Here is a 22,646-nt window from a genome sequence, read left to right on the forward strand (position 1 = left end):
CAGACGGTGAAACCTGACAGTATTGTCTATACCGATACTTGGCGCAGTTATAATGCGTTAGATGTAAGCGAATTTAAACACTATCGTATTAACCATAGTAAGCTTTTTGCCGATAAGCAAAATCATATCAATGGTATTGAGAATTTTTGGAATCAAGCTAAGCGCCACTTACGGCGATTTAACGGTATTCCAAAGGAGCATTTTCACTTGTTTTTGAAAGAGTGTGAGTGGCGATTTAATAACAGTGACCCAAAGAGTCAATTAAAACAATTAACTCAATGGGTTAAAGCGAATATGGGCTAGTTATCTGGATCAGCCCCTTAATTATTATTATCCAGAGAAACAATTATCAGTGCCGGTTGAAGTTGGGGTGCATTATGATTCGGATTTGGAACATGTTGAAAGAGTGACACTGGAAGTTGCCCGTAACATTCTAAAAACCCATAAATGGGGCGTGCCTGATTACCAGACTTTTGTTATTTTTCACACCTTTGATAGTTCAAGCATTAACTTTACTGTGATGTTACGAGCACAGGAATACTTCAATCGATTCTTTATTAAATCCGAGTTTATCAAAGCCTTACATCAACGTTTTAAAGAAGAGGGGATAACCATTCCTTATCCAATTCGGGCAATTAATTATGAACAAGAAAAGGCAAATTCATCAGCTGAGGATAAAAGAGCAGGTTGACTTCATATTGTCCTGCAACCTTGAACTAAGTTGCGTACAATTTAATTATGTTTTAGCTTTTTTGTTGTTGGACACTCTATGTCGTCAGATCTAAATGATTTATTAGACCAGAAAAAACTTGAGTCATTAAGTCACTATATTGATATGTTACTTGATGCTATATGCATCGTTGATAAAGATGGGCATTTCTTGTTTCTTAGTGCCGGGGCTGAACGCATATTCGGATATACACGTGAGGAGTTGTTGGGTAAGCAAATGCTGGATATGGTGCATCCAGATGATCGTGAAGCTACGCTGCATGTTGTTGACGACATTATGAAGGGCCAGGAAACAACAGACTTTGAGAACCGTTATATACGTAAAGATGGTCAGGTTGTTTATCTACTCTGGTCAGCCAAGTGGGCGAGTAATGAAGAATTTCGGATAGCTGTTGCCAGAGATATTTCTCGAAGTAAACGTTCAGAAGCTATTCAGTCTGCAACTTATGCGATTTCTGAAGCAGCTCACCACGAAGAAAGTTTGTCAGCGTTGTATAAACGTATACATCAGATTATGCAGACCCTATTACCGATAAGTGATTTTGTTATTGCCCTGTATGATGAGCCAACCCAGAATCTGACATTTGCTTATTCTAGTATCTATGTCGATCAGGAATCGTTGCATGCGCATTTAAGCGAGAATCTGACATCATGGATTGATTCAAAAAAGGTGTGTTTTGACATCGAGAATGGTTGGATAAAAGTACCACTGTGCTCAGCGGAAAAAGTAATAGGTAGTCTCATTGTCAAAGTGGGAGCAGAGCATATCAATAATGAAGATAGTCAAAATTTACTTGAATATATTTCAACGCAAATTGCTGCTGCGATTACACGAAAACAACTACATGACCGCTTACGTTTCCTTGCGATGTATGATCATTTAACTGGTCTGGCAAATCGTGAGTTATTTCATGATCGTATTCAGCATGCCATTTCACGAGCGTTAAGACAGCAAACAGAATTAGCATTGTTTTACCTTGATCTGGATGACTTTAAACAGGCCAATGATAATTTTGGTCATGATGTCGGGGATGCCTTATTGCAACAAGCTGCCGAGCGAATACAGTCGTGTGTGCGAAGCACAGATACGGTGGCCCGATTCGGTGGTGATGAGTTTGTGGTACTGCTTGAAACGATAAATCATCAGCAAGATGCAAAGAATATTGCTGACAAAATACGACAGGCGATGGCAAAGGTATTTGTCGTCGGCAACTGTGAAATTTATCTATCTACCAGCATTGGTATTGCTCTATTACCCGCCCATGGCAATATCGAAAAAATATTATTGCAGCATGCTGATAAGGCTATGTATGAAGCAAAACGCTTAGGTGGTAATCAATACATTATCTGATTATTGCCTATGCTTATTCAGGGGAAAACGCTTTACTGACAGATTGGCTTATTTTTTCTATGACCATATTTTTTTCACTTTTTGAGCGTTCTGAGCCAGAGTAATACACGACTAATAAATAAGGTTGGCCAGCATCCGGCCAGATAATAGCAACATCATTATTGGCACCATTAGCACCTGAGCCGGTTTTATCACCTACAAGCCATGTTGACGGAACCCCAGCTCGTATTTTGTCATCACCGGTTTGGTTGCCTATTAACCAGTGAATAAGACGTTGTTTGGATGACTCAGATAAAGCATCACCAAGCAGTATGGTTTTTAAGGTAAATAGCATAGCCTCTGGTGTAGTGGTATCTCTTGGATCATCAGCTAAGTTGCTATTGAGATTTGGCTCAATTCTATCTAAACGAGTGGTGTCATCGCCTAATGTACGCAGATAACTCGTCAATCCCTGTGGACCACCCAATGTATTTAGTAATAAATTTGCAGCGGTATTATCACTTAGCTGTAATGTAGCTTTACTTAAGGCGGCTACCGTCATTGCCCCTTTATCAAGATGTTGTGACGTGACAGGTGCGTAATCAAGGATGTCCGATTTATCATAGCTTATCAGGCGATCAAGTTTTTCTTGTTTCTGATCAATACGATGTAAGACATTAGCAACGAGTAATAATTTGAAGGTACTACACATCGCAAAACGCTCATTTTCGCGATATTGAAGTTGTTGACCATCATTTGTATTCCATGCAGATACACCTATACGTCCACCATAAACAGTTTCTAGCTGTGCGACATCGTCTTGCCAAGCGGCATTCGCATCAACGGCAAAGGCAGGAGATTGAGCAGTGAATACGATAAAAAATAAGGTCAATAGTTTTAAAAGTGATTTCATAGATAAAGTATTTATATAGCTAAAAAATGATTACAGCAGCGAGTAGACGTTGAGTGAAGTGTGGTGCTTCACAGTCGTCAGCTAATCGGAAAGCGGAGAATTATAGCGTCAAATGACCACTGAATCGAATGCGATAAAGCTATCAGATTTAATGAATAGCTAAGGGCTGTTTAATGAAATCGTTAAATTCTTCTAAAGGCATTGGTTTACCAAATAAATAACCTTGGTAATTCAAACAGCCATTTTCTGCCAGAAACATCTCCTGAGCTTCCGTTTCCACGCCTTCTGCGATCACGGTCATACCCATATGATTACTCATATTAATGACCGTACGGATGATATGAGCATCATTGACATTTTCCAGCATGTGATCGACAAAACTTTTATCAATCTTGATTTCATCCAAGGGGAAGCTACGTAATATGGATAAAGATGAGTAGCCTGTGCCAAAGTCATCCAGCGATAAAGTGATGCCATAAGAACGTAATTTTTCAATCTTTGTGGCGAGTTCATTGATGTTTTTTAACATCAGACTCTCGGTAATTTCCAGTCGTAAACGCGAGCCAGAGCATTGATAGGTTTCAATACTGGATAAGACGGTCTCAACAAAGTTCTTTTGCATAAACTGTCGTGCACTGATGTTAACGGATAATACTAAGCGAGCTGTTTCAGGATTATTTTGCCAAATGGCTAATTGCTTACAAGCACTCTGAAGCACTTCAGTGCCTATACGGTTGATAATGTCAGAGTCTTCTGCAATCGGGATAAATTCAGCAGGCGATATCATGCCATGTTTGGGATGTTTCCAACGGAGTAAAATTTCTGCTCCGATCAATTGATGGCTATGATTTACCTGAGGCTGAAAGTAGGGAATGATATCGCGATTAAAAATAGCCCCTCTGAGGTCATTTTCCAGACTGGCCTTAAATTCAATACTGGGTTGCAGTTTTTCATCAAAAAACCGAAAACAACTACGACCGTCGGACTTAGCCTGAAACATGGCATTATCAGCGCGTTTAAAGATTTCATTAACCGATAAGGTATCACCGAGAAAGTTACAAATACCAATACTGCATGAAGTACGATATTGTACATTACCAATATTGTATATATCGCTGATTCCATTGATTATTTTATTGTAAATTACTTCTGCTATTTTTTTGCTTTTGCTAAGTGTTTGACCAATATTCTCGATGAGTATCACGAATTCATCACCACCGAAACGGGCAATAGTATCTTCATCTCTTAGCAGTGTTTTAAGGCGTGTTGATACTGATTTTAATAACATGTCGCCAGCAGAATGACCATGTAAGTCATTAATATTTTTAAAGTTATCGAGGTCAATAAAGAAAATAGCGCAATAAGATTTACTCCGACTACTTGAATGCATGGCATGTGTAACACGATCGGTTAATAAGCGTCGGTTTGGTAAGTCAGTTAAGGTATCGTAATAAGCAAGGTATTGGATTTCATCCTGATTCTTTTTGAATTCAGTTTTGTTTTGCACTAACGTGGCTAAGCCTACCACATGGTTATCACTGTCCCGTAAGGCGGTATACGTCCATTCACAATAAATAATCTCGTGTTCTTTGGTCAGGTTTTCATTTTGACAATGCGTTGAGCTACCTTCCGAAATGAGCTTATGCATTTTTTGAAGCATCTGATTTTGAATTTCCAGGGGCAAGATAAAGCTGGCATGTTGATGAAGTGCTTCAGCTTGGCTATGGCCAAAAATCTCTTCCGCAGCGGCATTCCATGAAACAACACATAAGTTGAGATCCCATTCGATTACACCCATCGGGGTATGATCTAAATGGATGCGCTGATGTTGAGATAACTTTTCAATTTCTGCCTGTTGTTTGATGGCAGCATGATGCAATAAGATATTTTCTCGAAGCTTTTTACCCAAATTAATGGATGCTATAGAAATATAGACAATATAAACGGCTAATAAAATAGCCATTGCCAGTGACAGTTCTATTTCATTGGTAAAAAAGCCGGGCAGGGATAACAGGTAGATACTGCCAGAGAATAACGTTGATGTTATGGCATCCACGGCATATACCATCATCGCTCCGCCTGTTACGCCAACAATAACGAGAGTGATAAAAGCCTTATGTGCGATCTCATTAGTTTCTGATAGAAAGTAATAGCCGGCAAATCCCCATGCCAGACCGCAGGCTAACGTCGATAAGCGAAAGATATTCAGCCAGTAATCTGGGGGATAATTATTTGAGTTTCGTTGAAAATAAAAGATGGTATAAAAACGCAAGCCATAAACTAAGCAAAAAATAACACACCAGGCGAATAAGATAATGTTATCAACCTGGTCGTATTCAACATAGACCAAGGTGAGCGCGACAAGACTGGCAACAATAAACGACTTAAGGTTGCTGCCATACAACATATTGATGATCTCGACCTTTAATGCCGTTTCCCGATCTTGCTTAACCGGTCTATCAGTTGCTGCTTTGGCGTCCAAACGAAAGTATCCTTTCTCTGCTTAAACCAAATATTTAAACGTTTTTTTAATGGCTTTAGCAGACTGTGCTAAATACCTACGTTTTAGATGGTTTTAGCACAGAAAAAAAAATACTGTCTATTTTGTTGTGGGCTAATTACTTTGAGACATTGTTTGAATTAATCTGCCTGAACCTTTTTGGTCTGTACTTCTAACCATTACATAAACATGCTTAGTCGTATTGAAACTGACTTTGTCAGACGATAATGCAGAGCTGAATCGCAGTATCATTAGTCAGAATTGGGTTAGCGTGCCAGGTGATGACAATGCTGGTTAGTGACGATAGTAGATGGAAAAACAGTCAGGGAATTGAAGCTTCAGGTGGTATGTCTCTCTAAAAAAGTGTACTTAATGGCCACCCGTTTTAGAAAAGAGGTTGATCACGAGCACACCTGAGATGATTAACCCCATGCCAAGCAGGGCAGGTAAGTCCAGTTTCTGTCCATACATTATCCAGGAGATGATAGCGATCAGTACAATTCCAAGCCCCGCCCAGATAGCATAGGCAATACCAACAGGAATCACTCTTAGTGACAGGGTCAGAAAGTAAAAGGCAGTCAGATAGCCTGTAACAACAATTATCGTTGGAACAAGGCGGGTAAATTCATTGCTTGCTTTCAGGGCAGAGGTTGCGATGACCTCTGCCACAATAGCGATCGCTAAATATATCCAATGGGGCATAGTGTCACCGGCTAAATGTATTGATGTAAAGCTGCTCAACTTTTTTTCTGGCCCAGTCTGTTCTGCGCAGAAATTTCAAAGAGGATTTAACCGATGGATCGTTTTTGAAGCAGTTCAAATTGATTCGCTGTGCGAAGCCATCCCAGCCAAAATGATCAACCAGTTCAGTGACAATAGTTTCTAGAGTGATGCCATGTAATGGGTTGTTGGGTTGCTGATTCATAATACGAACTTATTATTTACCTGAAGTTATTTTCTTAAGAGTACAGCCGTCTTTTATAAATGCTGATACAAGACTGCTGTTGAATGGCTTTAGATTAACACTCAAGTGATAAAAGCACTCAAAATATCTTTATGAATATGGGTAAGAGAGGGGCTGTATTGGTCCCCGTTATAAGGGCAAGCAGACTACTCTAATAAATCAGAGTAGCCATTTGACAAGCAACACCATCATTTCAATTATGGTATTTAATGCGATACCTGTGCAGCTTGTTGTTTAAAGCTGAATATCAGAATTAAAATCAGGCTAAGCAATAAGCCGGTTATGCCTAAATGACTTAAAGCTAGGCCTCCTTCCGCTATCGGCTTATCTAGAAAGTCACCTACCACCGCACCTAATGGTCGGGTGAAAATAAATGCAGCCCAGAATAAAACAGTATGTGAAATAGATGTGGTGAAATATGCAATGGCAATACTGACAAGCACGGCACCAAACAGTAAAGCGCTGGTAGCGTAGCCTAGCCCTTGTGTATCTGCTACCCAATCTCCTAAAGCAGTTCCTAATGTTTGTGAAAATAAAATAGTGACCCAATAAAACATTTCAGCTTTAGGTGAACGTATCTGTTGGATTGAGACTGAGCCTAGACTTTTGTGCCAGACAAATAACGATAACATCAATAATGTTAATAGCAGGGTAGAGCCGCCGGCATAACCAATCCCTAACGATCGATCTGTAAAGTCAGCCATTGTGGTACCCAATGTAGTGGTGGCGATAATGGTAGCCCAGTAGATGAACACGTTAAATGATCGGGCGTTGATTTGTAGAGAGACCACAGTAAGAAAAATAACAGCAAAAATAATACTACTGATGAGATAGCCAACATTCAGTGACATTGAGACTAAATCGCCAGCTGTTTCACCAACCGTGGTGGCAAATATTTTGATTACCCAGAATATTAGGGTGACTTCCGGTACCTTGCTTACAATTTCATGATGTTCTGTTTTCACCGCTGCCTCACTGATTTAAATCTATTAGAGTCAAAGCCTCTATTTCGATGAGTGACCTATCGTCAATACGTCGACAGCGTTATTGTTCTATGGATTACTTAAACGTAACTTAAACAGTGATGTTTATATTTATACCAGTGTTGCTTTTGCATAGGCATGGGTGTCTATATCAATAGCCTCCGCCGTGATAGTGATATCTGTCAAAGGTAATGTGGTACATAGACGTTCTACTATCAGATTTGTTAAGCGTTTTTTCTGTTCTTCTGAGCGTCCTTGATGAAGCCTGACGGTGACATGTATAAAGTGGCTGTGATGATCACCTAACTGAAATGTCTGGTAAGCAATACTGCGTGTTTTGATATGCGCTGGCTCAAACAGTAAAGAGTCGATAGCGGCTTGATGCACAGTCGACACTAAAGCGGCATCAGTGGTGATGGTGGCAGTCGATGTTGAATGCTCGATAATACAATGTGGCAAATCGATATCTCCTAAGGTATATCAATAAGAAAAAAGGCCGCAGTTAGCGGCCTTTTTGTCATAGTCAAAACTACTTATTTTATAAATAACATCTCACGATATTTAGGTAATGGCCATAAGTCATCGGCGAGTTCACCTTCAAGTGTGTCAACATGTGAACGTACTTTATCCATCAGGCTACGGATGTCGTTCGCACAGAAGTTCATATGCGCTTCAATTGATTCAAAGTCGTGTTTTTTCACCGCAGCTTCAAGTTCAGCGACAGTCGTTAACATCGCATTGGTTTCTTTAGCGATACTGCTAACGACAGCGTTATTCATTTCAATGCCCATATCTGCCATGCTGGTGTGCGTGACTGATAGCTCCGCTAAATATTGTGAGGCAGATGGGTAAATTAAGGTTTTTGCCATTTCAATAACAAGCTTGGCTTCAACCTCAATAGAAAGAATATATTGCTCAGCATATACCTCGAAACGGCTTTCTAGTTCTACTGGTGTGAACACGCCGGTACGAGAGAATAATTCACGGATGGACTCATCACGAAGATAAGGCAGAGCATCAGCTGATGTGGGCAGATTTTTCAAACCACGTTCTTCAACGGCAGCTTTATGCCATTCTTCAGAGTAACCATCGCCACCAAACACAACGTTACTGTGTTGTTCCATCAATTCTTTCAGTACTGCAAGAACTGCCGTGGTTTGATCTTTACCGTTATCTAATTCGACTTTGAGCTTGTCGGCAATCCAATCGAGGGAATCTGCCATCATCGTATTCATCGCAACTAATGGGCCCGATACCGATTGGGATGAGCCTACAGCGCGGAACTCAAAACGGTTACCAGTAAAGGCAAACGGTGAAGTTCGGTTACGATCACCAGGATCACGCTCAAATTTTAAAATTTGAGAAAGTCCCAGATCCATTTCATCGCCTTTTTTCGAGGTCGCAATATTGCCATCTTTAATGTCCTGGAAGACTTTTTCTAGTTGGTCGCCAAGGTAAACAGACAAAATAGCTGGGGGGGCTTCATTCGCACCTAGACGATGATCATTTGAAGCAGAAGCGATGACAGCACGTAATAGGGGACCGTACTTATGAACACCACGAATAACGGCACCGCAGAATAATAAGAAGTTAAGGTTGTCGTGTGGTGTTTTACCCGGATCAAGCAAGTTGCCTTGGGTAGCATTACCGACAGACCAGTTAACATGTTTACCTGAACCATTAACACCGGCAAAAGGCTTTTCATGCAGCAAGCACATAAAGCCATGTTTTTTTGCGGTGGCTTTCATCAAGGTCATCATTAATTGCTGGTGATCAGCAGCGATATTGGCAGACTCGAAATAAGGAGCAATTTCAAATTGGCCTGGAGCCACTTCATTGTGATGCGTTTTTGCAGGGATACCTAAACGGTAGAGCTGATCTTCAAAGTCTTGCATAAAGACCTGAACACGTTCAGGAATTGCGCCAAAATAGTGATCATCAAACTGCTGGCCTTTAGCTGGTGGAGCACCAAATAGCGTGCGACCAGTTAATAATAAGTCAGGGCGTGCCAGTGCAAAATTACTGTCTACCAGGAAGTATTCTTGTTCAGCACCACAGCTTGAATTAAGGGGAGCAATCTCTGTTTCGCCCATCAATGCCAGGACTTTGTTTGCCGCTTTATCCATCGCTGAAATAGAGCGTAACAGTGGAATTTTTTTATCCAGCGCTTCACCAGTCCATGACATGAACACACTTGGAATCATTAATGTTGAGCCGTTCTCGGTATGCATGATGAAAGCAGGGCTGGTGGGATCCCACGCTGTGTAGCCACGAGCCGCATTGGTCATTCGCAAACTACCGTTCGGGAATGATGAGCCATCTGGTTCGCCTTTGATTAATAAGCTGCCAGAGAATTCTGTGATGGCATTGCCTTCAGCATTGGTCACAATAAAACCGTCGTGTTTTTCAGCGGTAATATTGGTCATTGGGTAGAAAATATGTGAGAAAAACTTCACGCCTTTTGATAAGGCCCAGTTTTTCATTGCTGCGGCCACAACATCGGCAACGGCTGGATCTAATGGCGCACCTGTTTGCACGGTTTGCTTAACCGCTTTGAAGGCTGACTTGTTTAATGCTTCTTCCATTTTGGCCAGATTAAAAACATCTGTCGCCCAGATTTTATCAAGTGGTTCAGGTTTTTGAACGACTGTTTTCTGGCGGTTTGTAATGTTTAAAATGGCTTGCAGACGTGATTCATTTCCACTCATTTTTCTATCCCTTAATCGCTGATGATTAATTGTTAATTTGATAAACGTATTCGTCCCCGTGGCAAACAATATGATTGCTTGCGCATACACAGGTCCTGTTAGCAACAGTGCTAAATAACGATACGAGTATCTAATCGTCTTAATTGGTGTGACACTAAAATAGAGAATAACCATATCAACATATTGATTATCAATATGAAATCATCGGTGATTGGATAAGGCACGACATTCAGCGGAAAAGGTATTCTTGCGTGGTCGATATGCGTCTTTATTAAACTATTTAATGTGTGACAACTATCAATATAGAGTAAAAAAATTAAGTTATGAAGTCCTGATGTTGTAATAAAAATCGTGTAGGGAGAAATAGCAAGCTAATAATCATTAAAGAACCGCGGCCTCAGGACGATGTGTATTGTAAAGGACGTATATTGCTTATTATTTGGACACCCATTATGAATGTCGATCTCTCATCGGTTCGCAGTAGCAGCCCGACAAAATCAAAAGCGCCAACTGGCACATCACTTGATTCACGTATTGCTGCATTAAAGAAAAAAATGGTCGATTTATTTAATAAGCTCAAAGAATTGGGACAGGAACCTAGCGAAGATTCGGCAAAACAAGCTGAGGCTATTCAGAAGCAGATCCAATTACTTCAGGCGCAGATAATGCAACTGGAAGCCTTAAAACGCCAGCAGGAGAAAGCAGAGCAAAAATCTCAGGCAGCGGATGTGGTGCCGGCAGAGCCGATCTCGATTGCCGATGAAGATACCCGTAGCAAACTGGGTAATAATATCGATAGTTACGGTTGAGTGAATAAAAGCCGGCCTGCCAGAAGTATAAATATGACGGCGGTGAGGGTATGGAGAACGCTTTGTGCATAGCTTGAACGTATTAACCAATTGCCCAACTTAGCAGCGCTCATAGCCACTACAAAAAATACCAATAGCGCACTTGCCATAAAAATAAGGCCTAAACATAAAATTTGTAGCGACACATGTCCTTTATCGGCGTGAACAAATTGTGGTAAGAAAGCCAGAAAAAAGATCGCTACTTTAGGATTACTCACATTCATCAAGAATCCGGTTCTGAACAAGGCTATGGCGTTATGTGGAGAACGCTTATCGGTTAAAGCGGATATAGGCTGTGCTTTTAATGCACGCCAAGCTAAATAGAGTAAATAACTGGCGCCGATGACTTTTACCAAGATAAAGGCTACGGGTGTGGTGGTCAGTAACGTTGCTATGCCAATGACTACTGCCATGATATGGATGATAAGACCGCTACATAATCCCAAGGTAAGTATCGCACCGGTTCTGACACCATAAAGTGCAGATTGTGTGAGCACGTAGAGGTTGTCCGGACCTGGTGCAATAGCGAGCAGAATAGACGTCAGGATAAAAATTGATAAATCACCAGTAACAGGCATCATGCTCAATCTTTTTGACGTGACAATTTTAACCAGCTAAATGACTTTTCTAAAAAAGACACTGCGTGGTCTTCAATAATTAAACCATGCGCCATCACTATTTTTTCAGGTTGCCAGCTGATAATGTGTTGCATATGTTCTCTGGCGACATCTTTGTTAAAACTAAGGCGCCAGTCGATAGGCATTTTGCCATTGGGGGCAACAACGCCACTTATTTTTGCCAGAAAACGTTTTATGGGCGGGAAGGCATCGGGCGAAAAGTTTTCAATTAGATCAGTGACGATAAGTGTTTTACTGTCACGATGGAAAAACACACATTCCTGCATCGCTTTTGAACCAGTAAATAAGCACTGTTGTATGTCATTTTCCCAGGGTAGGGTGACATCAGAAGTGAGAATGCCATCAAACTGGATATCTGTTCGTTTTTGTGAGACTTGTTCTGTACCGTAAACTGCTGCCGAAGGGTAATGTTGTTGCCAGTCTTTCAGAAACAGATGATGTAACTTATTGGGTGCAATTAAAAAACGGACCTGACCAAGTGCATCAACTTGATTGACTAAGTCTTGAGTGAGCTTAATCGGGCTGTGTATCCATAAGCTATTGTCGGCTAAGCGAACAATCACCATACGTGTTGTATAAGGTAGGGTATAAAAAGGGACGCTATCACCATCAGCGTACCAAATATTGTTCCCCAAGCTTTTCATTGTGACTCCTTCGTTTTGGGCTAAGACATCAAGATAGCTGTACACCTGATAATTTCTTATCAGCATATACAGATGGGATGTGACAGAATATTACCGTTGCTAATCAATTATAGCTGAGGATAAACAGGTTAATGACACTGCGATCGATTCTACGTAAATGGACAGAACGTTATTTCTCTGATGAAGAAGCCGTCATACTGCTGATTGTATTAGTCATCGGTTTTGCCGTTGTGATCTGGCTGGGCGGGATGTTGGCACCATTTTTTACGGCATTGGTCATTGCCTTTTTATTGCAAGGTGTCGTCAATATGCTGACTCGACGGCATGTGCCCAATATGGTGGCTGTAGCTATTGTCTTTCTGGGATTTATCAGCCTGATGTTAGCAATGGGTTTTTTATTAATGCCGCTATTGTGGAATCAGCTGGTTAATCTGGTTCAGGAAACGCCAAAAATGCTATCCAATGGTGAAGACTGGCTAGTGAATTTGCATACTCATTACCCCAACTTGATTAAACCTGATGAGATACAAAACTGGATTTCCAGCACAGCAAAACAATTCACGGTTTATGGTCAACGAGCTGTTTCACTTTCTATTGCTTCGCTGGGTAATGTGATTGCCTTAATTATTTATTTAGTGCTTGTCCCCATTCTTGTCTTTTTTATGCTGAAAGATAGAGAAAAGTTAGTGAGCTTTGTGCTGTCATTTATGCCAGAAAAACGAGGTCTGATGAATCGTATCTGGAATGAAATGGATGATCAGATTGCCAATTATGTGCGTGGTAAAGTGGTCGAAATTGTGATTGTTGGTACTGTAAGCTATGCCTCATTCTCATTCTTCGGTTTGCAATACACCGCGTTATTAGCTGTTCTGGTCGGTTTTTCAGTGTTAATTCCTTTTATTGGTGCCGCAGTGGCTACCTTACCAGTTGCAGCAGTGGCCGGTTTCCAATTTGGCCTGACTGATCAGTTTGCCTATGTATTAATTGCTTACGGCATTATTCAGGCCCTGGATGGTAATGTCTTAGTGCCTATTCTCTTTTCTGAAGCGGTGAACTTACACCCAGTCTCTATCATCCTTGCTGTACTGTTCTTCGGCGGTATATGGGGAGTATGGGGGGTGTTCTTTGCTATTCCGCTCGCGACATTATTAAAAGCTTTAATGACGGCCTGGCCCAGAAGTCTGCATGGGACATCTGTACAAGAAATTCCTTAGCATTAATCAATCATAGATTTTCACAGGAGCCTTGAGTGGGGCAGTTATCTTCGCCGACGAATATTGTGGCCAAAAAGGACATTTAACAGAGATGGATTTATCCCAGCATACTTAAAAATGTCCATGTTAATTATTCAAACCATTGTGAAACAATGGGATAAAAGTCAGCAAAGTGAGCAACATCAACAACAACGTATGTGCTTACCTGATCGATATCCGCTGCATATTCCGCCGGCGAAATGGGTGATGGAAAATCAGGTTCTTCTTGATCAACAGGGTGATGATATTGAGGGGAAACGGATTCAATATCTTGTGCATGGCAAAGATAATTTTATTATCGACCGTTTTCGGTTTTCTCTGTCCAATAAAACCTTGGAATATAAAACAGCTCATTCCGAGCCCGTACTGATTTCACAGTTAACTAAAGGCTGGGTGCAGTGTCGTTATAACTGGCGTCGGCGTGTTGAACAGGGTGGGTTTATCTATTGGTTGTATGAAGATGTCACGCTAAATGCTTGTTTCGTAGAGAAATTGGATAGTCAGATTTTTATGATATCTGAACCGGAGACTGTATTTACGGATTTAACGCTGCCAGAGCAATAAGAGTAAACCGTCAAAAAACATCAATATCCGCTTTTCCCCAAAGTATGTCGATTTGTTGCTCAAATCTGCTTCGATCACTGTTTGTCAGTAACAAAGTTGATCCCGGTGTCTGCTGTGCAGAGCGTAAATTTTCCTGCTGTAGTCGCCTGTTGACTTCTCTGGCCACAGCTTCTTCAGTGCTGATGACATTGACGGTTTCCCCAGCCACTTTTTGTATCACTGCTTTTAGATGAGTGAAATGAGTACAACCCAAAATGATGGTATCTGCACCTTTATCCAGTAAGGGCTGTACATAAGCTTGCACGGTATCATATGCTTCTTCATAGCTGAGCTTTAAGGCTTCGACTAATAGAACTAAGTCTGGGCACGGCTGAATTTCGACTTTAGCTCCCATGGCGACGCGTTGAGCAAGATCATGAAAGGACTGGCTGGTAAGAGTTTTTGCTGTGGCTAAGACACCAATTACACCGGTTTTTGTATTCAGTGCTGCAGGTCTTAATCCAGGTTCTACGCCTATAAAGGGAATAGGGTAGCGTTCACGTAAGGTTTTGATACTGACCAGCGTTGCAGTATTGCAAGCCACAACAATCGCTTTCACATCACGAGCTAATAGAAATTCAGTAATGTTGATCGAGCGTTCGAGAATATAGGCTTCCGTTTTTTCGCCATAGGGCGCATGTATGGTATCGGCTAGGTAGATGAGGTTCTCATTTGGCATAAAAGAGCGGACTTGTTTTGCGATAGCTAAGCCGCCAATACCTGAGTCAAATATGCCAATAGATCTCGTATCAGCCATGATAATTTCTGTTTTATATGTCGCTGGAAGAATAAAAAGACGACGATTGTACTGTATCTATGTAGGGATAGTTAAAAATGGATTATTTTTGCAGTGCAACAAATTCGCCGCGAAAGAAACCTGCGCGCTGCTGCTGGTAATGCAATGTTGAAATAAGTGTTGTGCGAGCTTTGCCCATACGTGAAAAATGGCGAAGAAATTTAGGCCAATCTTTTGTCGATTCCAGTTGTGCAGTGGCGGTAAACTCACCGGTAATGGGTTTTTCATACTCCATCGTGTTGCGTTGTATGACCAGCGTCGATTCAATATTAGCTTGATGCAGCCGAGTATTTAACAATGACTAGGCAGAGAGGATCGCTAATGTGGATGCGCTGCCGCCAAACACAGTTTCATGATAATTAATATTTGGTGTTAAAGGCGCTCGGAGTATGACCTTTTCATCGCTGACATGATCAACAGAGACCTGCATGGCTGCAGATAAGGGAATATGTTGATAAAGGTATTGCTGAAGTTGTTCAGGAGTCATCCGATTTTATGTCCTTAATTCATCAGCAATGATAACGTCTTCTCTACAGGTGAAAAAGCATTTACGCTATCAACATCATCTGCGAGTTAAAAAGGTTCGCACAAAAATGGAAGTATCACTGGATATAAAACGGTTGTCGACTGTTACCTTACTGTTGTTCTGTATTCTATTTGCTGTGACTGTGTTTGCAGATGATGTTCAGCAAGGTGTAGTGGCCTATAAACAGGGTGACTTTCAATCTGCTTACCAGGCCTGGCATAAAGCCGCTGAAAACGATGTTGCTGAAGCACAGTGGATGTTGGCTATTTTGTTATTAAATGGTCAGGGTGTGAAACAAGACAACGTCGCCGCCTATTCATGGTTAACCTTAGCTAGTGAAAAACAGCATAAGCAAGCCATGATTGATCGTATGGCGATAAGAGACAGATTAAGCGCAGAAGAATTAGCCAGAGCTGAGACCTTAAGCAAGGCATTCAGAAATAAACAAACAGCAAAAACAGCGATTAAGCAGCAAAAAGAAAAAGCTTTTCACTGGTTTGAAAAGGGCGCAAAACAGGGTGATCCACAGGCCCAATATCAAGTAGGGGAGATGTTACTCAATGGTGATGGCGTCAAACAGGATAAAGTCGCTGCCTATTCCTGGTTTAGTCTGGCGAGTCAACAAAATCAACCACAGGCAATTGTAAAACAGGCACAATTAAAATCGGAGTTAAGCAGCAGTCAAATTGAAAAAGCCAATGTCTTGATGCTGGCCAATCGTGATAATCATCCGATTAATGATGCACCTCCTGGCTTACCTGATATCGCTAAGAAAGTTGCGGTAAAAGAGGTTCAACCACCGCCAGAAGTAGCTTTACTACCTGTCCTTACTCCACCACCCGAGAAGGTGAATAAACCGACATTCGAAAAGCCTGCTGAGCTTATTAAGGTTATCAGAGCTGAGCATAAGAAATCTGAAATTAAGCCTATTGCAGATACTGTCTATCGTGTGCAGGTTGGCGCATTTAAATCCAAACAACAGGTTGATATGGCATTGGCCCAGCTAACAAAAATATCCGCCGCTACAGTGCAGAAATATCAAACAACCATTACCGAACCTGTCGACAATGGTGTTAAACCGGATTTTTATCGTCTACAACTGGGTAATTTTGAAGATAAGCCTGAAGCAACAAAGCTGTGTCAGTTTCTCAAACAGAACAAACAAGCCTGTTTTGTTGTTTCCAGCCAGCCTGAATAATCCTTTGAGTTTCTTGGACAGAACAACTGTCTATTAACGAGCTAATTTGACGCTAACGTAAAAATAAAATTATTGATTAAATTCAAATGTTTAGTATTATTTTTTTAAGTGTCATACGGAAAGTTAAACTGATCATTGCACCATCAATTTTTCTATATGTCAGGGAGTGAGTCATGCTAAGGCAGATTTTTAAAGGACTGGTCAGTGCTTCATTCGTCTTTTTATTCTGTAGCAATGTTTATGCAGAGTCAGCGATAGACAAGGCATTAGAAGCCCGAGCAATGGAGGCTATCAGTAAACAAGAACAGTGTTTCTATCTGCTTGACCCTAAATTACCCAGCCGTGAAAAAGTTACCGGCGCTCGGGAATGCAATGTAGCCTGCCACAAAATACGATCGAGCTTTAATGTGTATAAAAGATCTAGTTCCTTGAATAAGGATTACCATAAATCAACATTAATTGAGACGCTTCAAGTCTGTGAAGCCGCTTATGACCGCGTTAAAGCTGCAATGACACCAGCAGAACAAAAATTACATTATCAGCAGTATCTTGATAAGAAAAATACAAAACCGTTATCACCGCAGGAAAAGTCACAGGCAAAACTTAAAGGGCCTCGAGAGGTGCTTCAAGATAAATCAAAACAGCCTGTTATTGATAGCTTTCTTCAAAAGTGCACGAAAGGTTACTCCGAGGCCATATGCAATTGTAAAGCGGATGCAGTCATCAAAGAACTCAATGGTGGCGGTTCTGGGATGCGTGCAATCAGATCTGTGATGTTGAAGGGCGATATTTGCTAGTTCAGAAGTTGTATTCGAACTTGAATTATCTAAGAAAGTTTACTGCGGAAAACAAAATAAACCGCACCCACCAGACATAAACCGGCCTATAAATAGTCGAGCTTAAGTGGTTCTTTCAGGTAGAAAACAGAAAAGGGGATAAATACCATTAAGGTAATGACTTCCTGAAGTATCTTGAGCTGACCAACACTGAGTACCGTGTAGCCAATTCGATTAGCTGGCACTTGTAATAAATATTCGAATAAGGCGATTCCCCAGCTGATTAATGCGGCGATAATCCACGGCTTATTATTAAGTTCTTTCAGGTGGGCGTACCAGGCAAACGTCATAAAAATATTGCTGCAAACCAGCAGCGATACACTAACGAGTATGGGATTCATTTACTCTGGTCCTGAGGGTTAAACAGCTATTATTCCTGAAACAGTCTTTTCAGGAGTACATATAAGGCGCCGGTGCCGCCATCATCGACTGTGGCACTACAAAAGGCGAGCACGATCGCGCTTTGTCGTAACCAGTGATTCAGTTTACTTTTCAATACGGGTTTATTATCCCGCGATCCCCAGCCTTTACCATGGATAATTCGCACACAGCGGATCTGTTGTTGCTGACAAAACTCCAAAAACTCGGATAGTGATGGTTCCGCTTTGGCAATGGTCATGCCGTGTAAGTCTAATTCTGCTTCAATATGGACTTTGCCATTACGTAATTTGCCGAATAGTTTGTGTTGGATCCCAGGCCCACGGTATTCGAGATATTCTTCGTTACCAACGGTTTCTGGAGAAAACATATCAGAGAATGTTTCCCCCTGATATTCATCATCCATGATCTTTTGGCGAATAGCCTTTGCAACGGGTTTTGGTGTGTTATGAATCAAACGATTTTGGCGGATACGGGTAGCATCGCGCATTTCTTGACGAAATAACGCAAATTCGTCCTCATCGGTATCGTCTTTTTTATTGACCATGAGCGTGTGGCTACCTGCGGATTTAAGTAAAAGTTCGTCACTATTGTGCCAGATGAGGCTTGTGCAAAAAATCATTTTTGATTTACCATGCGAATCACTTGTCGGGGTGCCCGCCCGGAATAATCCGGAAAGGCTGAGATGAAACCCGTTGAACCTGAAGAGGCTAGAACCTCCGTAGGAAACAAGCAGGACATCTGTTTTGCACTCGAGATCCATTTTCGATTGGTGTCTGTTTTCTTGTTCGCTTTCGCGCAACGATCTCATCTTCCCCGTCGTGGTTTTCATTTAGGGGAAGAAACGTGTCTACACAATCCAATAAAGTTATTAACATTAAAGACCGTAGCGGCATTACGACTGAGCCTTTGGTGGGGAGTGAGAAGTTTTACATCAAAGGCAGCCGCGACGATTTACTGGTGCCATTCCGTCAGATTCATTTAACTGATACACCTAACGCCAATCCTGAATTAGCAGCCATTCCGAATGAACCCGTTGTTGTATATGACACATCAGGTTTGTATACCGATCCCAAAGCACGCATTGATATTGAAAAAGGTCTGCCATTAATTCGTCAAACCTGGATTGATGAGCGTGATGATACTGAACAATTAGCCGAGTTCAGTTCGGCCTATACACGTGAGCAAGATGCTCAGGATTTTGATATTCCATTGTTCAATCATCGTCGCTTACCGCGTAAAGCGAAAGCGGGCAAAAACGTTAGCCAAATGCACTATGCACGCCAAGGCATTATTACCCCAGAAATGGAATACATTGCTATTCGTGAAAGTATGGGCCGTGAAGCCTTAGCCCAGCGTGGTGAACTGCCAGAGAATATGGAACACTACATTACGGCCGAATTTGTGCGTAAAGAAGTGGCTGAAGGTCGGGCCATTATCCCGGCCAATATCAATCATCCGGAAACTGAACCGATGATCATCGGCCGTAACTTCCTGGTAAAAATTAATGCCAATATCGGTAACTCAGCCACTACCTCTTCGATTGAAGAAGAAGTCGAAAAAATGGTGTGGAGTACTCGCTGGGGTGGTGACACCATTATGGATTTATCGACAGGTAAACATATCCATCAAACTCGTGAGTGGATTATTCGTAACTCACCTGTGCCAGTAGGCACTGTGCCTATTTATCAGGCACTGGAAAAGGTTAATGGCGTTGCCGAAGATCTGACCTGGGAAGTGTTCAGAGATACCCTGATTGAACAAGCCGAGCAGGGCGTCGATTATTTCACGATCCATGCGGGTGTGCGTTTGGCACATATCCCACTGACCGTGAATCGCACAACAGGTATCGTTTCACGTGGTGGTTCGATTATGGCAGCATGGTGTCTGGCGCATCATGAAGAAAGCTTCCTCTACACGCATTTCGAAGATATCTGCGAAATCATGAAAGCCTATGACGTGTCATTTTCATTAGGGGATGGTTTACGTCCAGGTTCTCAGGCTGATGCCAATGATGAAGCGCAGCTGGCGGAGTTAAAAACCTTAGGTGAGTTAACTACCATTGCCTGGAAGCATGATGTGCAAGTGATGATTGAAGGTCCGGGTCATGTTCCGATGCATAAGATCAAAGAAAATATGGATCTGCAATTGGAGTGGTGTCATGAAGCACCGTTCTACACCTTGGGTCCATTGGTGACCGATATCGCACCAGGTTATGACCATATTACTTCTGGTATCGGCGCAGCTATGATTGGCTGGTTTGGCACGGCGATGCTGTGTTATGTCACACCAAAAGAACATCTCGGTCTGCCGAATAAAGACGATGTGAAAACCGGCATTATTACCTACAAAATTGCTGCCCACGCAGCTGATTTAGGTAAAGGTCATCCAGGCGCACAGATTCGTGATGATGCCATTTCAAAAGCGCGTTTTGAATTCCGTTGGGAGGATCAATTTAATCTTGGTCTGGACCCGGATACGGCGCGTGAATATCACGATGAAACTTTGCCGCAACCTAAAGCAAAAGTAGCCCATTTCTGCTCAATGTGTGGGCCTAAGTTCTGCTCGATGAAAATTTCACATGATGTGAAAGCAGCTTTTGCTGAGAAATCTCAGGAGTTCAAGGAAGGCGGCAGCAAAATTTATCGCCAAGTTTGATGAGCCATTATCTCATCATCGGTAGTGGCCTGATCGGACGGCTAACAGCTTGGCGTCTGATTCAGGCAGGCTATCAAGTCACATTATTATCGAAAGATGACAAAATCGGTACCGACAGTGCTGGTTATGTTGCTGCTTCTATGGTGGCTCCAGCGACAGAAGCAATTACTTCAGAGCCTCTGGTAAAAACAATCGGACTCAGGTCATATCAGCTATGGCCAGAATGGTTAAACGAGTTAGATGAACCTGTGTTTTATCAGAATGAAGGCACTTTGGTGGTGGCTCATCAGGGCGATAAAGCTGAAATGGAGCGTTTTGAGCGACGAGCGAATCATGTACTGGAAGCAGGAGATTATCAGCGTCTTGATAAAACATCGCTTACTGAACGTGAGCCAGAGCTTGCCGACCGCTTTGATCAAGCACTGTTGTTTGAGCAAGAGTCTTGTATTGATAATCGCCAGTTATATAAGCAGCTTACAACATTTATTGAAACACATGCTGAGTGGATACAAACGGATGATATTGGCGAGTTGAATTCGACAGAGATTGAAAAACTGACTCAACGTTATCTGCAATGCTCAGCAGATACGTTTGATGCTGTGCTGGATTGTCGTGGCAATGGTGGCAAAGCAAATTTAGCTGAATTACGCAGTGTGCGAGGCGAAGTGATTCGTGTGTCAGCCCCTGAAGTAAATTTCAAACATGCGATTCGTTTAATGCATCCACGTTATCCGTTTTATCTGGCACCAAGGCCGAATAATGAGTATGTGCTTGGGGCAACCGTGATCGAAAGTGATGACCGCTCTCAGCTGACTGTTCGCAGTGGCCTGGAGTTGATGTCGGCTTTATATAGCCTGCATAAAGGCTTTGCCGAAGCACGTATTCTGGAAATGGCTGCACATTGTCGACCGGGGCTGCCCGATAATCTTCCGACGATAAAGCGTACTGATTGGGGCTACATCATTAATGGGTTTTACCGGCATGGTTATCTGTTTGCACCAGCTATCGCTGATGATTTATGTCAGGTGCTGGCAGGCAATAAAGAACAGATAAAGTTTGGAGCGTTATATGACATCTAATCTAATGTTACATATCAAGCTAAACGGTGAGTTAACCGAGCTTGGTAAGGAACAGACTGTTTCTGAGTTCGTTAATGAACAGGACTTTAACGGTCGTTTTGTTATCGTTATCAATGATGAATTAATGCCCAAATCACGCTGGCAAGATGTAGTGATTCATGATGGAGACCGTATTGATATCGTGTCTCCGATAAGTGGAGGTTGAGATGAAAGCATCTGATTGGCAAGTCTATGGCCAAACCTTGAGTAGTCGATTATTTATTGGCACGGCTTTGTATCCCTCACCTAAGGTGATGATCGATGCTATTAAAGCGTCTCAGGCGGAAGTGATTACGGTTTCGCTGCGTCGGCAGACATCAGCCGATAAACAAAGTGGCGGCCAATTCTGGCAAATGATTGAGCAGCTTAACTGCCATCTTTTACCTAATACGGCAGGTTGTTATAGCGTCAAAGAAGCGGTTAACACCGCACATATGGCCAGAGAGTTATTTGACACTGACTGGGTGAAGCTTGAAGTATTGGGTGATAGTTATAATCTGCAACCGGATCCATTTGCTTTAGTTGAAGCCACTAAAATATTAATCGAAGATGGATTTAAGGTGTTTCCATACTGCACAGATGATCTGGTGTTATGTCAGAAATTGGCAGAGTTGGGTTGTGAAGTATTAATGCCTTGGGGAGCACCCATCGGCACTGGTCAGGGATTACTCAATCCTTATGCCTTAAAGACATTACGCGAACGTTTGCCAGATATGACTTTATTAGTCGATGCGGGCATTGGTAAACCTTCTGACGCTGTTCAGGCACTGGAGCTAGGCTTTGATGGCATTTTATTAAACACAGCAATTGCAGAAGCGCTTGAGCCTGAGACCATGGCTTATGCCTTTGCTGATGCCATTAATGCGGGGCGTTTGGCTTATGAAGCAGGAGTGATGCCTAAACGTGATAATGCCAAACCCAGCACACCCACCTTAGATCAGCCAATCTGGCAGCAACATGCTTAAAAGCAGAACTAATGCAGCAGAATCATACTGTTGTCACAGAACTCTCTGTGGTTAATCC

24 protein-coding genes, 1 pseudogene and 1 riboswitch are annotated in these 22,646 nt (G+C 42.0%); of the genes and pseudogenes, 12 read left to right on the forward strand and 13 right to left on the reverse strand.

What is annotated here, in order from left to right:
* The 3 genes from BM232_RS09925 to BM232_RS09935 form a co-directional block, all read left to right on the forward strand.
* Positions 1-303 (forward strand): IS1595 family transposase (locus BM232_RS09925; RefSeq protein WP_143092278.1); only part of this gene is annotated, 303 nt, incomplete at its 5' end.
* Between the two features lie 49 nt (positions 304-352).
* Entirely contained in the window at positions 353-691 is a 339-nt protein-coding gene (locus BM232_RS09930; RefSeq protein WP_245752896.1) for a mechanosensitive ion channel domain-containing protein, read from the forward strand.
* A gap of 78 nt (positions 692-769) precedes the next feature.
* Positions 770-2,080, forward strand: coding sequence for a GGDEF domain-containing protein (locus BM232_RS09935; RefSeq protein WP_091714144.1), 1,311 nt, complete (start codon positions 770-772; stop codon positions 2,078-2,080).
* Positions 2,081-2,093: 13 nt separating this feature from the next.
* On the opposite strand, the gene bla is transcribed toward BM232_RS09935, so the two are convergent.
* The 7 genes from bla to BM232_RS09970 all read right to left on the reverse strand — a co-directional run bounded on the left by bla (position 2,094) and on the right by BM232_RS09970 (position 10,127).
* Positions 2,094-2,972 carry a class A beta-lactamase gene (gene bla, locus BM232_RS09940; RefSeq protein WP_091714147.1) on the reverse strand — a complete coding sequence of 293 codons (879 nt, stop codon included), beginning with the start codon at positions 2,970-2,972 and terminating at the stop codon, positions 2,094-2,096.
* A gap of 148 nt (positions 2,973-3,120) precedes the next feature.
* On the reverse strand, positions 3,121-5,454 hold the full coding sequence (locus tag BM232_RS09945) for a putative bifunctional diguanylate cyclase/phosphodiesterase (protein ID WP_091714149.1): 2,334 nt from the start codon (positions 5,452-5,454) through the stop codon (positions 3,121-3,123).
* 387 nt (positions 5,455-5,841) lie between these two features.
* Positions 5,842-6,174 (reverse strand): DMT family transporter, encoded by a 333-nt coding sequence (locus BM232_RS09950; protein WP_091714151.1) that lies wholly within the window; start codon positions 6,172-6,174, stop codon positions 5,842-5,844.
* 4 nt (positions 6,175-6,178) lie between these two features.
* A complete protein-coding gene (locus BM232_RS09955; protein ID WP_091714153.1) occupies positions 6,179-6,397 on the reverse strand; it encodes a VF530 family protein in 219 nt (72 codons plus the stop codon).
* Between the two features lie 245 nt (positions 6,398-6,642).
* On the reverse strand, positions 6,643-7,401 hold the full coding sequence (locus BM232_RS09960; protein WP_091714155.1) for a COG4705 family protein: 759 nt from the start codon (positions 7,399-7,401) through the stop codon (positions 6,643-6,645).
* 129 nt (positions 7,402-7,530) lie between these two features.
* Positions 7,531-7,878 carry a 5-carboxymethyl-2-hydroxymuconate Delta-isomerase gene (locus tag BM232_RS09965; protein WP_091714157.1) on the reverse strand — a complete coding sequence of 116 codons (348 nt, stop codon included), beginning with the start codon at positions 7,876-7,878 and terminating at the stop codon, positions 7,531-7,533.
* 74 nt (positions 7,879-7,952) lie between these two features.
* Positions 7,953-10,127, reverse strand: a complete 2,175-nt coding sequence (locus BM232_RS09970) for a glutamine synthetase III family protein (RefSeq protein WP_091714159.1) — start codon at positions 10,125-10,127, stop codon at positions 7,953-7,955.
* 452 nt (positions 10,128-10,579) lie between these two features.
* Between BM232_RS09970 and BM232_RS09975 the strand changes: the two genes are divergently transcribed.
* Complete coding sequence (locus BM232_RS09975; protein ID WP_091714161.1) at positions 10,580-10,936, forward strand: FlxA-like family protein; 357 nt, start codon at positions 10,580-10,582, stop codon at positions 10,934-10,936.
* Here the strand turns inward: BM232_RS09975 and BM232_RS09980 are convergent.
* Together BM232_RS09980 and BM232_RS09985 are read right to left on the reverse strand one after the other, a co-directional pair.
* Positions 10,927-11,556: a LysE family translocator gene (locus BM232_RS09980; RefSeq protein WP_245752898.1), complete on the reverse strand. Its 630-nt coding sequence runs from the start codon at positions 11,554-11,556 to the stop codon at positions 10,927-10,929. The genes BM232_RS09975 and BM232_RS09980 overlap by 10 nt on opposite strands.
* Positions 11,557-11,558: 2 nt before the next feature.
* Positions 11,559-12,257: a DUF4336 domain-containing protein gene (locus tag BM232_RS09985; protein WP_091714162.1), complete on the reverse strand. Its 699-nt coding sequence runs from the start codon at positions 12,255-12,257 to the stop codon at positions 11,559-11,561.
* Positions 12,258-12,388: 131 nt separating this feature from the next.
* Between BM232_RS09985 and BM232_RS09990 the strand changes: the two genes are divergently transcribed.
* Positions 12,389-13,471: an AI-2E family transporter gene (locus BM232_RS09990; protein ID WP_091714165.1), complete on the forward strand. Its 1,083-nt coding sequence runs from the start codon at positions 12,389-12,391 to the stop codon at positions 13,469-13,471.
* Positions 13,472-13,588: 117 nt separating this feature from the next.
* Complete coding sequence (locus tag BM232_RS09995; protein ID WP_143092279.1) at positions 13,589-14,074, forward strand: hypothetical protein; 486 nt, start codon at positions 13,589-13,591, stop codon at positions 14,072-14,074.
* A 10-nt stretch (positions 14,075-14,084) separates the two neighbouring features.
* Here the strand turns inward: BM232_RS09995 and murI are convergent, their stop codons facing one another.
* Positions 14,085-14,870, reverse strand: coding sequence for a glutamate racemase (gene murI, locus BM232_RS10000; RefSeq protein ID WP_091714170.1), 786 nt, complete (start codon positions 14,868-14,870; stop codon positions 14,085-14,087).
* Positions 14,871-14,952: 82 nt separating this feature from the next.
* A pseudogene (locus BM232_RS10005) lies at positions 14,953-15,396 on the reverse strand (YiiD C-terminal domain-containing protein).
* 106 nt (positions 15,397-15,502) lie between these two features.
* On the opposite strand from BM232_RS10005, the gene BM232_RS10010 reads away from it, so the two are divergent.
* Together BM232_RS10010 and BM232_RS10015 are read left to right on the forward strand one after the other, a co-directional pair.
* Positions 15,503-16,633: an SPOR domain-containing protein gene (locus BM232_RS10010; protein WP_177207308.1), complete on the forward strand. Its 1,131-nt coding sequence runs from the start codon at positions 15,503-15,505 to the stop codon at positions 16,631-16,633.
* 173 nt (positions 16,634-16,806) lie between these two features.
* Positions 16,807-17,430, forward strand: a complete 624-nt coding sequence (locus BM232_RS10015) for a hypothetical protein (RefSeq protein WP_091714175.1) — start codon at positions 16,807-16,809, stop codon at positions 17,428-17,430.
* An 86-nt stretch (positions 17,431-17,516) separates the two neighbouring features.
* Here BM232_RS10015 and BM232_RS10020 read toward each other — a convergent pair whose 3' ends face one another.
* Positions 17,517-17,810 carry a DMT family protein gene (locus BM232_RS10020; RefSeq protein WP_091714177.1) on the reverse strand — a complete coding sequence of 98 codons (294 nt, stop codon included), beginning with the start codon at positions 17,808-17,810 and terminating at the stop codon, positions 17,517-17,519.
* Positions 17,811-17,839: 29 nt separating this feature from the next.
* Positions 17,840-18,394: a Smr/MutS family protein gene (locus tag BM232_RS10025; RefSeq protein WP_091714179.1), complete on the reverse strand. Its 555-nt coding sequence runs from the start codon at positions 18,392-18,394 to the stop codon at positions 17,840-17,842.
* Positions 18,395-18,486: 92 nt separating this feature from the next.
* A riboswitch (TPP riboswitch) is annotated at positions 18,487-18,592 on the forward strand.
* A gap of 101 nt (positions 18,593-18,693) precedes the next feature.
* On the opposite strand from BM232_RS10025, the gene thiC reads away from it, so the two are divergent.
* From thiC to BM232_RS10045, 4 genes are read left to right on the forward strand one after another with little or no spacing between them, the layout of a single operon-like run.
* Entirely contained in the window at positions 18,694-20,505 is a 1,812-nt protein-coding gene (gene thiC / locus BM232_RS10030) for a phosphomethylpyrimidine synthase ThiC (protein ID WP_091714181.1), read from the forward strand.
* Entirely contained in the window at positions 20,505-21,584 is a 1,080-nt protein-coding gene (locus BM232_RS10035; protein ID WP_091714183.1) for an FAD-dependent oxidoreductase, read from the forward strand. Before thiC ends, BM232_RS10035 begins: the two co-directional genes overlap by 1 nt.
* On the forward strand, positions 21,574-21,789 hold the full coding sequence (gene thiS / locus BM232_RS10040; protein WP_245752900.1) for a sulfur carrier protein ThiS: 216 nt from the start codon (positions 21,574-21,576) through the stop codon (positions 21,787-21,789). The genes BM232_RS10035 and thiS overlap by 11 nt, the downstream gene beginning before the upstream one ends.
* A gap of 1 nt (position 21,790) precedes the next feature.
* A complete protein-coding gene (locus tag BM232_RS10045; protein ID WP_091714186.1) occupies positions 21,791-22,588 on the forward strand; it encodes a thiazole synthase in 798 nt (265 codons plus the stop codon).
* Positions 22,589-22,646: the final 58 nt, after the last annotated feature.

The sequence above is a fragment of the Methylophaga sulfidovorans genome, from assembly GCF_900114205.1.
In the GTDB taxonomy this organism is placed as follows: domain Bacteria; phylum Pseudomonadota; class Gammaproteobacteria; order Nitrosococcales; family Methylophagaceae; genus Methylophaga; species Methylophaga sulfidovorans.